Source organism: Streptomyces sp. H27-H5 (assembly GCF_026627505.1).
Lineage (GTDB): Bacteria > Actinomycetota > Actinomycetes > Streptomycetales > Streptomycetaceae > Streptomyces.
Map to the genome: position 1 here is coordinate 39,258 of NZ_JAPNLK010000018.1, position 13,122 is coordinate 52,379.

General features: G+C 70.6%; 15 protein-coding genes. 5 read left to right on the top strand and 10 right to left on the bottom strand.

Annotation, left to right across the window (positions count from 1 at the left end):
* Nucleotides 1-72 precede the first annotated feature (72 nt).
* The 4 genes from OTB19_RS11555 to OTB19_RS11570 form a co-directional block, all read right to left on the bottom strand.
* Nucleotides 73-1,401 carry a hypothetical protein gene (locus OTB19_RS11555; protein ID WP_267797975.1) on the bottom strand — a complete coding sequence of 443 codons (1,329 nt, stop codon included), beginning with the start codon at nucleotides 1,399-1,401 and terminating at the stop codon, nucleotides 73-75.
* The gene (locus OTB19_RS11560) at nucleotides 1,391-1,945 is read right to left on the bottom strand and encodes a DUF6114 domain-containing protein (RefSeq protein WP_267797976.1); all 555 of its coding nucleotides are present in this window, start codon (nucleotides 1,943-1,945) and stop codon (nucleotides 1,391-1,393) included. The genes OTB19_RS11555 and OTB19_RS11560 overlap by 11 nt, the downstream gene beginning before the upstream one ends.
* Before the next feature lie 100 nt (nucleotides 1,946-2,045).
* Nucleotides 2,046-2,696, bottom strand: coding sequence for a DUF6230 family protein (locus OTB19_RS11565; RefSeq protein WP_267797977.1), 651 nt, complete (start codon nucleotides 2,694-2,696; stop codon nucleotides 2,046-2,048).
* Between the two features lie 617 nt (nucleotides 2,697-3,313).
* Entirely contained in the window at nucleotides 3,314-4,303 is a 990-nt protein-coding gene (locus OTB19_RS11570; RefSeq protein WP_267797978.1) for a tetratricopeptide repeat protein, read from the bottom strand.
* A gap of 360 nt (nucleotides 4,304-4,663) precedes the next feature.
* Here OTB19_RS11570 and OTB19_RS11575 point away from each other — a divergent pair, with 360 nt between their 5' ends.
* Nucleotides 4,664-5,302, top strand: coding sequence for a TetR/AcrR family transcriptional regulator (locus tag OTB19_RS11575; RefSeq protein WP_267797979.1), 639 nt, complete (start codon nucleotides 4,664-4,666; stop codon nucleotides 5,300-5,302).
* 144 nt (nucleotides 5,303-5,446) lie between these two features.
* On the opposite strand, the gene OTB19_RS11580 is transcribed toward OTB19_RS11575, so the two are convergent.
* The 4 genes from OTB19_RS11580 to OTB19_RS11595 all read right to left on the bottom strand — a co-directional run bounded on the left by OTB19_RS11580 (nucleotide 5,447) and on the right by OTB19_RS11595 (nucleotide 9,507).
* Entirely contained in the window at nucleotides 5,447-7,147 is a 1,701-nt protein-coding gene (locus tag OTB19_RS11580) for an acyl-CoA mutase large subunit family protein (protein ID WP_053677502.1), read from the bottom strand.
* Nucleotides 7,148-7,268: 121 nt separating this feature from the next.
* Complete coding sequence (locus OTB19_RS11585; protein ID WP_053677720.1) at nucleotides 7,269-7,598, bottom strand: DUF3817 domain-containing protein; 330 nt, start codon at nucleotides 7,596-7,598, stop codon at nucleotides 7,269-7,271.
* 112 nt (nucleotides 7,599-7,710) lie between these two features.
* Nucleotides 7,711-8,220 carry a MarR family winged helix-turn-helix transcriptional regulator gene (locus tag OTB19_RS11590; protein ID WP_267797980.1) on the bottom strand — a complete coding sequence of 170 codons (510 nt, stop codon included), beginning with the start codon at nucleotides 8,218-8,220 and terminating at the stop codon, nucleotides 7,711-7,713.
* Nucleotides 8,221-8,241: 21 nt separating this feature from the next.
* Nucleotides 8,242-9,507, bottom strand: a complete 1,266-nt coding sequence (locus tag OTB19_RS11595) for an MFS transporter (RefSeq protein ID WP_267797981.1) — start codon at nucleotides 9,505-9,507, stop codon at nucleotides 8,242-8,244.
* Nucleotides 9,508-9,628: 121 nt separating this feature from the next.
* Between OTB19_RS11595 and OTB19_RS11600 the strand changes: the two genes are divergently transcribed.
* A complete protein-coding gene (locus OTB19_RS11600) occupies nucleotides 9,629-10,636 on the top strand; it encodes an ArsR/SmtB family transcription factor (protein WP_267797982.1) in 1,008 nt (335 codons plus the stop codon).
* Nucleotides 10,637-10,789: 153 nt separating this feature from the next.
* Nucleotides 10,790-10,918, top strand: a complete 129-nt coding sequence (locus OTB19_RS11605) for a hypothetical protein (protein ID WP_267797983.1) — start codon at nucleotides 10,790-10,792, stop codon at nucleotides 10,916-10,918.
* A gap of 106 nt (nucleotides 10,919-11,024) precedes the next feature.
* Here the strand turns inward: OTB19_RS11605 and OTB19_RS11610 are convergent, their stop codons facing one another.
* The gene (locus OTB19_RS11610) at nucleotides 11,025-11,330 is read right to left on the bottom strand and encodes an MTH1187 family thiamine-binding protein (RefSeq protein WP_267797984.1); all 306 of its coding nucleotides are present in this window, start codon (nucleotides 11,328-11,330) and stop codon (nucleotides 11,025-11,027) included.
* Nucleotides 11,327-11,671 (bottom strand): DUF3817 domain-containing protein, encoded by a 345-nt coding sequence (locus OTB19_RS11615; protein ID WP_267797985.1) that lies wholly within the window; start codon nucleotides 11,669-11,671, stop codon nucleotides 11,327-11,329. Before OTB19_RS11615 ends, OTB19_RS11610 begins: the two co-directional genes overlap by 4 nt.
* Before the next feature lie 151 nt (nucleotides 11,672-11,822).
* Between OTB19_RS11615 and OTB19_RS11620 the strand changes: the two genes are divergently transcribed.
* Complete coding sequence (locus OTB19_RS11620) at nucleotides 11,823-12,461, top strand: AIM24 family protein (protein ID WP_267797986.1); 639 nt, start codon at nucleotides 11,823-11,825, stop codon at nucleotides 12,459-12,461.
* The gene (locus OTB19_RS11625; protein ID WP_267797987.1) at nucleotides 12,461-13,111 is read left to right on the top strand and encodes an AIM24 family protein; all 651 of its coding nucleotides are present in this window, start codon (nucleotides 12,461-12,463) and stop codon (nucleotides 13,109-13,111) included. The genes OTB19_RS11620 and OTB19_RS11625 overlap by 1 nt, the downstream gene beginning before the upstream one ends.
* Nucleotides 13,112-13,122 lie beyond the last annotated feature (11 nt).

Consider the following 13,122-nt stretch of genomic DNA (forward strand, 5'->3'; position numbering starts at 1 on the left):
GCACACAGGCGACTGAGGCCCGCTCCGGGAAGGAAGCGGGCCTCAGTCGTGCGTGCGGGGTGTGCGGGGGTTCTACTCCGGCGGGCCGATGTAGTTCTTGAGGCCCGGGACCGTGAGGTTGCCGCCGAACTGGCCGGCCTGGACGACCTTGACGTTCGTGAAGAACGCGAAGGGGACGTTCAGGGGCGGCGGGCTGTTCGGGGTGAACTCGATCGGGATCAGACCGAAGAGGTTGCCCTTGAGGCTCTCGGTGTACATCGTCACCGTGGCGCCGCGGATGGTGGACGTGGAGCCCGGACGCGACTTCAGGTGGGCGACGTTCCCCTCCTTGCCGACGGTCTGGTACAGGTCCTTGATGTCCAGGGAGTCCGCCGTGAACTTCAGAACCTTCTTGACCTTGCCGCCCGCCGTCTTCACCTCGACGATGCCCGCGTAGTCCAGGCCGTAGAGGGTCAGTCGGGAGCTGTCGAGGTACCAGGGCTCGTCGGGCAGGAGCGGGATGCCCGGCTCCAGCTTGGCGTCGGCCAGTGCCTTGGCGTCGAGGGTCGGACAGGGGAAGGGTTCCTTCCCGTCCGCGTCCTTGGTGGCCGAGGTCGAGGGAGAGGGGGACGGCGAGGTCTTGTCCTCGTCATCGTCCTTCTTCTCGTCGGACTTGTCCTTGTCGGCCTTGTCCCTGTCGGTGGCCTTGCCCGTCTCGTCCTTGGGGGACTTGGCGGTGTCCTTGACGTCCTGGGGCAGTTCCTCGACCTTGGCGCCCGCCTGCTTCGCCGCCTCGCGGATCGCGTCCGCCGACGGGTCGGGCTTGGGCGCGGTGGACGTGGTGGGCGCCGGGGTGGCCGGCTTCTGCGCGAGGGGCTTGCCGAGCTCGTCGAAGAAGTCCTTGACCTTGTCGCCGACACCCAGCGGGTCGAGGGGGTTCGTGGGCTTGGCCGCCGAGGCGGACGGCGACGGGGAGGCGCTCGCGGACGGGGTGGCCGCCGGAGTGCTCTGCTTCGCCTTCTCGGGCGTGGTGGGCTTGGAGGCGGACGGCTTCGTACCGGGCTTGGGTGCCACCGCGCTCGCACCGGGCGAGGGGGTCGCGCTCGGCGACGTGCTCGCACTGGCGCTCGGCGAAGGCGACTTGGACGCGGACGGCGAGGCCGACTCCGCGGGCTCGTCGGACCGTGTCACGCACGGACCGGGCGCGAAGGGGATGTCCTTGTCGTCGGCCAGGGCCAGCTTGGGGGCCATGCCCATCCCGACGAACACGGCGGTCGGCATGGCCGCCAGTGCCATCGTCTTGCCGACGGGTATCTGGAACTTGGTCAGCAGCGACTTCCTGGGCGCCGCGTGTCGCGGGCCCTTCCTTTCACGGGACTCCGCGTCCGGGGTCACACCCCGCCGCGTCTCGTCACCCCGCACTGTTCCTCCCGCCATCGGCGTGGGCAGTCGTCTCGGTCGCGTAAGCCGTTTCCGTGTCGCGGGGACCGGGGACGGCCAGGTACGGGCCGTCCGCGAGGGCCGCGCCCTTGTCCGTGGCGTCCACTTCCTCCGGATCTGCCGGCTTGCCGGGCGCCCAGGAGAGCGCGAGCGCACCGCCCAGCAGGGAGAAGAGGAACCCGATGAAGAAGCCTCCGAGGTTGGAGACCGGCAGGGACACCAGGGCCAGCAGGATCGACGCGACTCCTGCGAAGACCCGCATGCTCTGCTGGAACCAGAGGGCGACACCCAGGGTCATCAAGAGGAGGCCGATGATCAGCGAACCCGCGCCCGCCGTCGTCGCCATGGCGAGGGTGACGTTGCCCAGCCGAAGGTCCGCGTAAGGGAAGTACGCGATCGGGAAGCCCCCGAAGAGGATGAAGAGCCCGGCCCAGAAGGGGCGTTGCCCCCTCCAGTCGCGGAAGCGGTGACGCACCACGGTGAGCCAATGTTCGTCTGCGGAGCGAACCGGGGCCTCGGCGTTCATGGACAACAGCTCCCTGGAAACGGTGGTACGGAAAAACTGTGTGGGCCCGGGAGGGTCGGCGACGACATAGCCGGCCCTCCCGGTCACGCACCGGAACCGACTACTTGACGTCGGAGTCCTTGTAGCAGGGCTCGTCCCCACCGAGCAGGCGCAGCTTGAGGTCGGGCAGCGTGAAGGTACCCGCCGTCGTCGCCCACGCCTTCTGGCGCACCTTGGTCAGCTTGGCCACCTTGGCCCGCTGGGAGAACAGCGCGCCGTCGGAGACCGTGCCGGCCTTCGGCTTGGTGGTGTGCGAGCCGTCGCCCACTGCGACACCGATGTCGAGGTCGGTGAACTCGGCGTCCGCGTCGAGCTCGGCGACGTCGAGGTAGATGTTCTTCGCAACGGCGGCTTCGCCCTTGTTGCCCGTGCGCAGCTGGAGCGTGATGTTGCCGAGCGGAGTCGGCGTCACCAGGGACTGGCACATGTTGGTGATCTTGGCGGAGCTGAAGCCCGACACCGTGACCGGGTGGTACGACTTCTTGTCCTTGTTGCCCAGGGTGGCACCCTCGGCGACGCTGCCGTACTGGATCAGGTTCTCACCGACGAGCTCGTCGGCCGAGACCTTGAAGTCCTGGCCCGAGACGCTGAAGGACGCCGCGAGGGCACCCTGCGCCAGACCCACACCGACCGCGGCCGTGGCCGCGATGCTCGGCACCATGACGAGAGCGAAGCGCTTCCATCTGGTCCCACCACGAACCTGAGAACTCATTTTCGTTCCTCCTTCTCGGACGTACATCTCCGGTCCGGGCAGTGCCCGTCCTGGGATGGGAGAAGTGCTACGTCCTCGGGAAGAAGCGCGAGCGGCCGAGCCGCGGCGAGGCCGCGTCCGTACACAGGCGTTCACCCCCGAGCGACAACCACTGGGCCACGCGTTCGCGCAACCTGGGGGGACAGGCCCTGCCGGTGCGGCAGGTACCCCCCTGTCCCACGGCCGGTGCCACTGCCACAGGCCGACTCGGTGGGGACCCTCCACCGCGGCTCCGGATGAGCGGCTCTGCGGGAAGGACCGAGCGTGGCCGATCGTGGTCCATTCGCGGCCGGGGCACAAGGGGGTTCGTTACTGGCGGGTAACGGCTGGATAACCGGAGTGAGGCCCACTGTCGTCCGGGGGCAACACAGGGTGTCACCCAGGGCCACGACAAACAGGGAACGAGCGAACCAACCGGACAGATCACGGGGTTCGACTTACTGCGAGTAACAGCGGCCGCGATTACCAAGTTTTGGTAAAGCGCGGCCGCTGTTACTCCATGTGTCAACAAATCGCCGGCGGCCCGTCGAACTCCGGGGACGCCCCCGGACCGGCCACGGACCGTTTCGGGACCGGGCCTAGAAGAGCACCCGCGCGAGGGCGGTACGGGCCGCCGACACCCGGGGGTCGTCCGCCCCGATGACTTCGAACAGCTCCAGGAGCCTCAGCCGTACCGTGTCCCGGTCGTCACCGAACGTCACCCGCACGGTGTCCACCAGGCGCCCGAAGGCGTCCTCCACGTGACCGCCGACCAGGTCCAGGTCGGCCGCGGCGATCTGCGCCGCCGGGTCCTTGGGGTTATCGGCGGCCACGGTGCGCACCGCCTGCGGGTTCATGTCCTGGACCCGGACGAGGAGTTCCGCCTGGGCCAGGCCCAGCTTGGCCTCGCTGTTGGCCGGGGCGTCGGCCAGTACGTTCTTGTACGCCTGCACCGCGCCGGCCAGGTCGCCCGCGTCGAGCGCGACGACGGCCGCCTCCAGCAGGGCGTCGTACGGGCCGACGGGCTCGGCGGTCTCGACCGGGGCCCGTTCGGCGCTCGGGTCGACCTGGACGCCGATGAGACCGAAGCGCTCCTCCGCGACCTGGACCAGCTGGGCCAGGGTCTCGCGGATCTGCTGCTCGGGGGCCGCACCCTGGAACAGGGGCAGCACCTGGCCGGCAACCACGGCGAAGACGGCCGGGATGCCCTGGATGCCGAACTGCTGCATGAGCAGCTGGTTGGCGTCGACGTCCACCTTGGCCAGGACGAGGCGACCGTTCGCCTCGATGGTCAGCCGCTCCAGGAGGGGGCTGAGCTGCTTGCACGGCTCACACCACTCGGCCCAGAAGTCGAGGACGACGGGAACCTGGTCGGAGAGCTGGATGACATCGCGGTCGAAACCGGCCTCGTCTACGTCGATGACGAGCGCGGACGGCGGTACGGCGCCGGTGGGCGCGACGTCGGCGCCGGCGCCGCCCTGGCGGTTCGCCTCGGCTCGCGCCTGCTCGGCCTTCGCCTTGGCCTCGCCGGCGGCCTTCACCGCGGCGAGGTCGACGACGCCGCTCATGGACATGTTTCTGGGCTGCATGCGTACATCCTCCCCCGTGTGCGCGCGCCGACGAAAAAGATCGGACAAGATCGCGTGAGGAATTCCCGCGCGGGCCCGATCGGTGTTACCCGTGTTGTTGATGTTGCCTGTGCTGCCTGTGTTGCCGCTCCACCGCTGACGCGGTGGAGCAGCGCCCCGTGTTGCGTCGTACCGCTTCGGTACGGCTTCGCTTCCCTGAGGTCGGCACCGGGTCCCCACCCGGCGCCCGTAGCTTCGCGTGGTTGTCGCTCTTACGCTACGAGCCGTAGCGTAACTCCCCCCGGCCTCCGGCGCCCCGTGATCTGAACCACAGTGAACGGGCCCCCGATGGGTCACCTACTGGCGGGTATGGTCACCGCCATGCGCAACCCCATCCCCGGCACCAGCTCCCCGCAAGGCCGTACCGGCCGTCCCCGCAGCGCGGCGGCGGACGAGGCGATCCTCGCCGCGACGCGGGACGCGCTGGTCGAGCTGGGCTGGTCGAAGCTGACGATGGGCGACGTCTCGGCCCGCGCGGGTGTCGCGAAGACCACCCTGTACCGGCGGTGGGCGAACAAGAACGAGCTGGTGGTCGACGCGGTCGCGGAGCTCTTCGACGCGCTCGAACTGCCCGACCGGGGCTCGTTGGAAGCCGACATCGAGTACGTGGTGCTGCGCTTCGCGGAGTTGCTGCGGCGGCCGGAGGCCCGTACGGCCCTGATGGCGGTGGTCGCCGAGTCCACCCGGGACGAGGCCCTGCGGGACCGGATCCGGTCGGCGATCGTGGATCGGCAGAAACGTCTCGTCGTACTGGGTCGCGAGCGCGCGCAGGCGCGGGGCGAACTCCCCTACGAGGAGGACGAGTCCCTGGCGAACCACACCACGGACCTGATCTTCGACGTGATCGCGGGCACGGTGGTGCACCGGGCCCTGGTCAGCTCCGAGCCGGTGGACGAACTCTGGGTGGCCACCTTCACGGCCCTGCTGATGCACGGCCTCCTGGGCGCGACACCGGCCTGAACCGCAGGCCCCCTGAGCCTGGCCCGGACCCGGGCCACGACCGCGGCCCGGGCCACGGCCCACGCGACAGCCGGCCGCGGCGCCTCCCGCAGGGGGCACCACGACCGGCTGTCGTGAACGCGTCGACCTCACGCGGTGTGGGGATCAGAAGCCGGGCGGCTCGGTGTACGTGCCCCACTCGTCCCGCAGGACGTTGCAGATCTCGCCCATGGTGGCCTCGGCCCGCACCGCGTCCAGCATCGCCGGGATCATGTTCGAACCGTCCCGGGCGGCGGCCAGCATGGTGTCCAGCGAGGCCTTGACCTTGGCGTCGTCCCGACGGCCCTTGCGCGCGGCCAGTTCCTCGACCTGTACGCGCTCCACCTCGTGGCTGACCCGGAGGATCTCCAGGTCGCCGGTGACCGATCCGTGGTGGACGTTGACGCCGACGACCCGCTTGTCGCCCTTCTCCAGGGACCGTTGGTAGGTGAAGGCCGATTCGGCGATCTCCCCGGTGAACCAGCCGTCCTCGATGCCGCGCAGGATGCCCGAGGTGATCGGCCCGATGGGGTGCCGGCCGTCCGGATGGGCGCGCAGTCCGCGCTCCTTGATCTGGTCGAAGATCTTCTCGGCATCGGCCTCGATGCGGTCGGTGAGCTGCTCGACGTACCAGGAACCGCCCAGCGGGTCGGCCACGTTGGCCACGCCGGTCTCCTCCATCAGCACCTGCTGCGTGCGCAGGGCGATCTCGGCGGCCTGCTCGCTCGGCAGGGCGAGGGTCTCGTCGAGGGCGTTGGTGTGCAGCGAGTTGGTGCCGCCGAGGACGGCCGCGAGGGCTTCCACGGCGGTCCGCACGACGTTGTTGTACGGCTGCTGGGCGGTGAGGGAGACGCCGGCGGTCTGGGTGTGGAAGCGCAGCCACATCGTCTTGTCGGACTGTGCGCCGTAGACCTCCTTCATCCAGCGGGCCCAGATCCTGCGGGCGGCGCGGAACTTGGCGATCTCCTCGAAGAAGTCGAGGTGCGCGTCGAAGAAGAAGGAGAGGCCGGACGCGAAGTGGTCCACGTCCAGGCCGCGGGAGAGGCCCAGCTCCACGTAGCCGAAGCCGTCGGCGAGGGTGTAGGCGAGTTCCTGCGCGGCCGTGGCTCCGGCCTCGCGGATGTGGTAGCCGGAGACGGACAGCGGCTTGTAGGCCGGGATGCCGTTCGCGCAGTACTCCATGAGGTCGCCGATGAGGCGCAGGTGCGGCTCGGGTTCGAAGAGCCACTCCTTCTGGGCGATGTACTCCTTGAAGATGTCGGTCTGGAGCGTGCCGTTGAGCACGGCCGGATCGACGCCCTGGCGCTCGGCGGCGACCAGGTACATGCAGAAGGCGGGGACGGCGGGGCCGCTGATGGTCATCGAGGTGGTGACGTCGCCGAGCGGGATGTCCTTGAACAGGATCTCCATGTCGGCGGCGGAGTCGATGGCCACACCGCAGTGCCCGACCTCGCCGAGGGCGCGGGGGTCGTCGGAGTCGCGTCCCATCAGGGTCGGCATGTCGAAGGCGACGGAGAGCCCGCCACCGCCGGCGGCCAGGATCATCTTGTAGCGCTCGTTGGTCTGCTCGGCGTTGCCGAACCCGGCGAACTGCCGGATCGTCCAGGTCCGCCCGCGGTATCCGGTGGCGTGCAGGCCCCGGGTGTAGGGGTACTCCCCCGGCCAGCCGATGCGCTCGAATCCCTCGTACGAGTCGCCGGGCCGGGGCCCGTAGACGGGATCGACGGCATCGCCGGAGAGCGTCGTGAAATCGGCCTCGCGCTTGCGGGCTTTGTCGTACCGGGCCTGCCAGCGACGGCGGCCCTCCTCGATGGCGTCAGCGTCCATACCCATGAATTTACTAGGACGTCCTAGTAAATGTCGATGGCAAACCCCCGGGGAGTCGTCCCGGGGGTGTTCGCTCAGGCGCGCCGCGAGCCGCGCGCCGGCGCCAGGGCCGGCGCCGAGACTAGGCCTTGGCGGTGGTCAGACCGTCTTCGACCAGCGGCTCGACCTCGGCGCGGACCTTGCGCTCGACGAAGAAGGCCGCGAGCGGAATCGTTCCGCTGACCATGACCCAGAGCATCTTCCCGAAGGGCCACCGGGCCTTGGAGCTCAGGTCGAAGGCGAAGACCAGGTAGATCATGAAGAGCACGCCGTGGGCCTGCGAGACCACGAAGGTCAGGTCGGCGCCCTTGTCGAAGCCGTACTTGAAAACCATGCAGGTGCACAGCACCAGCAGCATCACGGCAGTGACAAAGGCCATCACCCGGTACCGGGTCAGCACGCTTCGTTTCATGGCCACGAGCCTAACCGTCCGTTTTGCGCGATCTTGACGCGGGCCCTGTGAGCGAGATCGTGATCGACACCGTGCCCGACGCCGTGCCCGACGCGGGCCCCGCGTGCGGGAGCTACTTCTCGTCGAAGTCGCCCGCGGACACCCGCAGGGGGCGCAGCAGGGCGAAGATCTCCCCGCACTCCTCGGTGTCGTACGCCCCGAGGCCGAAGTCGATCTCCATCAGGTCCCGGGTCGCGGCCTCGACGACCTCGCGACCCTTGTCGGTGATCGACGCGAGCGTGCCGCGCCCGTCGTTCGGGTTGGGCCGCTTGGCCACCAGTCCGGAGCGCACCAGCCGGTCCACGGTGTTGGTCACCGAGGTCGGGTGGACCATCAGTCGCTCGCCGATCTTCGACATCGTCAGCTCGCCGGCCTGCGAGAACGTCAGCAGCACGAGGGCCTCGTACCGGGCGAAGGTCAGTCCGTACGGCTTCACCACGGCGTCGACCTCACCGAGCAGGATCTGGTGCGCCCGCATGATCGAGGTGATGGCTGCCATCGAGGGCACCGGACCCCAGCGGCGCTGCCAGAGTTCGTCTGCGCGGGCGATGGGGTCGAAGGGAAGGCTGAGCGGCTTGGGCATCCACCAGACCCTACCGGGCGGTCATTTGGCGGTCAGCCCCGTCTCATCCCTCGGCCCCCCGGCGGCCGGGGCGCAGGCGCGCAATTCGGCCAGCAGGGCCAGGACGACGAGGGTGCCGAGCACCCCCGACGCGGTGACGACGACGTGGACCGGCACGAACTCGGCGGCGAGCCCCGCCAGGGCCATGCCGACTCCCTGGAGGGTCATCATCCCGGTCCCGAGCAGGGTCATCGCCCGACCGCGCAGCTCCTCGGGCACGGCGTCCACGTACATCCGGTCGAGCCCGAGGGTGTACGCGTGCGCCAGCCCGGCCAGCAGCAGCGCCGCCAGGGTGACGGCGATGCCCGGCCGCGCGGCGTACAGCAGGAGCGGCGACAGGCCGGCCGCCGCGAGCGGGGCCACGATCCGCGAACGCGTTCGGGCGGTGAGTACGGAGCCCGCCCAGAGTTCACCCGCGATGGTGCCGACGGGCAGCGCGCACATCAGCAGGCCGAGGGTGACGGTTCCGGCGCCGATGCCGTCGACGTACGGGGCGAGCAGCGCCTCGGGGACCACGACGAAGACCGGCGGCAGCCAGAACAGCAGGGTCAGCACGCGCGTCCGGCGGTGCCCGAAGACGGCCCGCAGCCCGCCGAGCGGGGTGCCGCCGGCGCCGGCGCGGGCGGGTCGGGCCGCCGTGCCGAGGCGCAGCAGGAGCGCGGAGCCCAGGAAGCCGGCGGCGGTGAGCGCGAGGGCCCCGCGGGGCGCGAGGACCGTGAGCAGCAGCCCCCCGAGGCCGAATCCGATGAGTTGGGCGCTCTGCGCGACCATGCGCAGCAGCGACCGGCCGAGGACGAAGACGTCGCCGGCCCCGAGGATGTCGGCGAGCGAGGCGCTGCGGGCGCCCTGGAAGAGGGGTGCGACGAACGACATGGCGCAGCGCAGGGCGAGGAGCCCGGCGACGGGGGTGCCGGGCAGGACCATGGCCGCCGCGCAGGCCGCGCAGACGAGGTCGCAGACCACGAGCACCCGGCGGGCGGGGTACCGGTCGGCGAGCCCGGCGAGCAGGGTGCCGCCGAGGGCGTAGGGGAGGAATCCGAGGGCGAAGGTGAGCGCGCTCATCAGCGGTGAGCCGGTGAGCCGGTACACGAGGACGGTCAGGGAGATCTCGGCGACGACGACGCCGAGCACGGACATCAGGTGCGCGGCGAAGACGCTCCGGAACTCCCGGACCCGGAAGACGGCCCGGTATCCGGAGTCGGCCGGGTCCGCCGCGTGATCGACGGCCGGTTGGTTGACGGTTGCCATGCGGCCAGCCTGGTCGGGGTTAGGCTCCGGGGGCAGGGATTCGTTCCCCGCCGAATCTTCGCCCCCGATCTTCGCCCCGCCTTCCGCCGTGAGGGCCGCCGGGGAGTCCTCGGGAGGGTCGATGCCATACCACTACCGCTTCGGTCCGGTGGACCTGCTGCGCTGCCGCTTCTCGATCTCCCCGCGCTGGGAGACGCACGAGGCGGTCCGGGTCCTGCTGTACCGGAACCGCCAGGCCTACCACCTGCCCTGGCTGCGGGGGATCCGTGAGGCGGCGGACGGCCTGGACCTGCGTCCGCTGTGGCTGCTGATGCCCGACAAGGGGCACAATCCGGACTTCCTCAGCCCGCCGCCGTCCGGACCGTCGGTGACCTTCGAGGAGGAGCTGGCCCGGGTGCGCGCGGCCGATCCGGGCGCGGCCCGGGAGGACCTGCGGCGCTCCCTGGTGTGTACGCCGGGGGCCGCGGAGAGCGAGATCGGGCAGCGGTTGCTGGCGGATCCGGAGCGGGCCGTGCGGGAGTTGGCGGATCTGCTGGAGCGGGCCTGGACCTGCCTGGTCGCCCCGCACTGGCCGAGGCTGCGGGCCCTGCTGGAGGCGGACGTCCTCTTCCACTCCCGCAGGCTCGCGGCGGGAGGGTTGGAGGCCCTCTTCGACGGGCTCCACCCGGACCTGCGGTGGTCCGGGGACACCCTCGTCATCGACCGGCGCACGCACCACGACCGCTCGCTCGACGGCCAGGGCCTGTTGTTGATGCCGAGCGCGTTCGTCTGGCCCGAGGTGGTCGGGGGCTACGACCCGCCGTGGCAGCCGACGGTCGTCTACCCGGCCCGGGGCATCGGGGCGCTGTGGGCGGCCTCGGAGGGGCCGACCCCGCAGGCGCTCACCCGGCTGCTGGGGCGGGCCCGGGCCGAGATCCTGCGCGCCCTGGAGGAACCCGCGTCCACCTCGGCGCTGGCCCACCGGCTCCGCCTGGCGCCGTCCACCGTCTCGGCCCACCTGAAGACCCTCCAGTCGGCGGGGCTCCTCCTCTCGTCCCGGCACGGCCACCGGATCCTCTACGAACGCACGCCCCTGGCCATCGCGTTGGCCATGGGCGCCGATCCCGGGGCCGGGTCCCCCACGCCCTGACGGGAGCCTCGTACCGACGGGAGGGCGGGCGGCGGGCGGCGGGCGGCGGGCGGCGGGCGGCGGTGCACGGTGTTGCGGACCGGGCCCCTCGATGCCCGACATGTCACGATGTGCCGGACCGCTGCCCGCCACTTCGTCGCGAGAAGCCGCCGGATGCCAGGTCGTCACCCCCCGTTCCGCAGCCGCCGCGTCCCCGCCGCACTCGGCCTCGTGCTCCTGCTCCTGGCCGCCCCCGGCTGCGGCGGCGCCCCGGACCGTCCCGAGCCGGCGCCCCCGGGGTGAGCGCGGGGGCCGTCCGGGTGAGCGCGCCGGCCCCGGCGGGGCAACACGCAAGCGCCCCCGGCCTGGTCGGCCGGGGGCGCTTCGCGTCACGAAGGGTGCGGGGGCGTCAGCCCTCGGAGCCGGCGGCGAGGTGCCGCTCGACGGTCTCCACCTTGGAGGTCATGCCGTCGCTGACGCCGGGACGGATGTCGGCCTTGAGGATGAAGGAGACCCGGGGCGCCCGCGCCTCCACGGCGGCGACGGCGCGCTTCACCACGTCCATCACTTCGTCCCAGTCGCCTTCCACGGTCGTGAACATCGCGTCGGTGTGGTTCGGCAGCCCGGACTCCCGTACGACACGGACCGCGTCGGCGACGTACTCGCCGACCTCCTCGCCCACCCCGAGCGGGGTCACGGAGAAGGCGATGATCATGCGCGGGCCGCCTCGCGCGCCCGCGCGGCCAGGACGCTGTCGGCCTCTTCGCGCTTGAGCAGCCGGTCCCCGTACAGCCCGCCGAACGGCAGCAGCGCCAACAGGAAGAACAGCGCCACCTTCTTCAGCGGCCACTTCGCCTTGTTCCAGACGTCGAGCAGGAAGACCGCGTAGATGACGAAGAGGATCCCGTGCAGGATTCCCAGCGGCATCATCAGGTAGTCGATGTCGGAGACCCGGCTGAGCAGCGAGCCGAAGATCAGCAGGGCCGGGAACGACAGTGCCTCCGGTACGGAGATGAGGCGCAGCCGGTGCAGGGCGGAAGCGGTCTTGATGTCCACGTGGAACCTTCGCGGGAGGAGGCCGGGGGTCCTTCCCAGTGTCTCAGCCGCACTTCGGGATCTTGACCGGGGTACCCGGGAACGACCGAGTGTGGCGGATATCGGCCACGAAGCCCTGTTCGGTCCCGCACTCTGCGGATAACGTCATCCCGTGGCTCAGTTCCGACTCCAAGGCAGCAAGGTGCTCGCCGTCGACCTGACCGGGGACGCCGTCAAAGCGAAAAACGGCTCCATGGTCGCGTACGACGGCCAGATGGCCTTCAAGAAGATGACCGGCGGTGGCGAAGGCCTCCGCGGGATGGTGACCCGCCGGCTGACCGGCGAACAGATGACGGTGATGGAGGTCCAGGGGCAGGGCACCTGCTTCTTCGCCGACCGCGCGAGCGAGATCAATCTGGTCAACCTGCGCGGCGAGAAGCTGCACGTCGAGGCCGGCAACCTGCTGTGCACCGACGCCGGTCTGCGCACCGGCACGACCTTCACCGGCCTGCGCGGCGCGACGTCGGGCAACGGCCTGTTCACCACGACCGTGGAGGGCTCCGGCCAGGCCGCGATCATGTCCGACGGTCCGGCGGTCGTGCTGCGCGTCAGCGCCCAGTACCCGCTGTCGGTCGACCCGGGCGCGTACGTCGCGCACACCGGGGACCTCCGGCAGTCCTTCCAGTCGGGCGTGAACTTCCGCACCCTGATCGGCGAGGGTTCGGGCGAGGCGTTCCAGATCCGCTTCGAGGGCGAGGGCCTGGTCTACGTGCAGCCCAGCGAGCGCAACACCATCGGGGGCGACGTCTGATGCCGTTCCGCGAGGTCAACTCCAAGATGGTCGAGGCGCAGGTCGTCCCGGGGCAGAAGATGTACAGCCAGCGCGGCGCGATGCTCGCGTACCGGGGCGAGGTCTCCTTCACCCCGAGCCTGACCGGCGGTCAGGGCGGCGTCATGGGCATGATCGGCCGTCGGGTGGCGAACGAACAGACGCCGCTGATGTCGGTCGAGGGCAGCGGCACCGTGATGTTCGGCCACGGCGGCCATCACATCCAGGTGATCAACCTGTCGGGCGAGACCCTGTACGTGGAGGCGGACCGGCTGCTCGCCTTCGACGGCACCCTCCAGCAGGGCACGATGTTCATGGGCGCGCAGGGCGGCGTCATGGGCATGGTCCGCGGTCAGGTGTCCGGCCAGGGCCTGTTCACCACCACCCTCAAGGGGCACGGCTCCGTGGCCGTCATGGCCCACGGCGGGGTCATCGAGCTGCCCATCACCCCGAACCGGCCGGTGCACGTCGACCCGCAGGCGTACGTCGCCCACCACGGGGACGTCAGGAACAAGCTCTCCACGGCGCTCGGCTGGCGCGACATGGTGGGGCGCGGCTCGGGCGAGGCGTTCCAGTTGGAGCTGTCGGGCCAGGGCGCGGTGTACGTACAGGCCTCGGAGGAGAAGCTGTGAACTTTGGCCCC

Coding starts and splice junctions, on each gene's coding strand:
- OTB19_RS11560 (WP_267797976.1), bottom strand. CDS start 1,945: ATGAACGCCGAGGCCCCGGTTCGCTCCGCAGACGAACATTGGCTCACC.
- OTB19_RS11565 (WP_267797977.1), bottom strand. CDS start 2,696: ATGAGTTCTCAGGTTCGTGGTGGGACCAGATGGAAGCGCTTCGCTCTC.
- OTB19_RS11570 (WP_267797978.1), bottom strand. CDS start 4,303: ATGCAGCCCAGAAACATGTCCATGAGCGGCGTCGTCGACCTCGCCGCG.
- OTB19_RS11575 (WP_267797979.1), top strand. CDS start 4,664: ATGCGCAACCCCATCCCCGGCACCAGCTCCCCGCAAGGCCGTACCGGC.
- OTB19_RS11580 (WP_053677502.1), bottom strand. CDS start 7,147: ATGGACGCTGACGCCATCGAGGAGGGCCGCCGTCGCTGGCAGGCCCGG.
- OTB19_RS11585 (WP_053677720.1), bottom strand. CDS start 7,598: ATGAAACGAAGCGTGCTGACCCGGTACCGGGTGATGGCCTTTGTCACT.
- OTB19_RS11590 (WP_267797980.1), bottom strand. CDS start 8,220: ATGCCCAAGCCGCTCAGCCTTCCCTTCGACCCCATCGCCCGCGCAGAC.
- OTB19_RS11595 (WP_267797981.1), bottom strand. CDS start 9,507: ATGGCAACCGTCAACCAACCGGCCGTCGATCACGCGGCGGACCCGGCC.
- OTB19_RS11600 (WP_267797982.1), top strand. CDS start 9,629: ATGCCATACCACTACCGCTTCGGTCCGGTGGACCTGCTGCGCTGCCGC.
- OTB19_RS11605 (WP_267797983.1), top strand. CDS start 10,790: ATGCCAGGTCGTCACCCCCCGTTCCGCAGCCGCCGCGTCCCCGCCGCA.
- OTB19_RS11610 (WP_267797984.1), bottom strand. CDS start 11,330: ATGATCATCGCCTTCTCCGTGACCCCGCTCGGGGTGGGCGAGGAGGTC.
- OTB19_RS11625 (WP_267797987.1), top strand. CDS start 12,461: ATGCCGTTCCGCGAGGTCAACTCCAAGATGGTCGAGGCGCAGGTCGTC.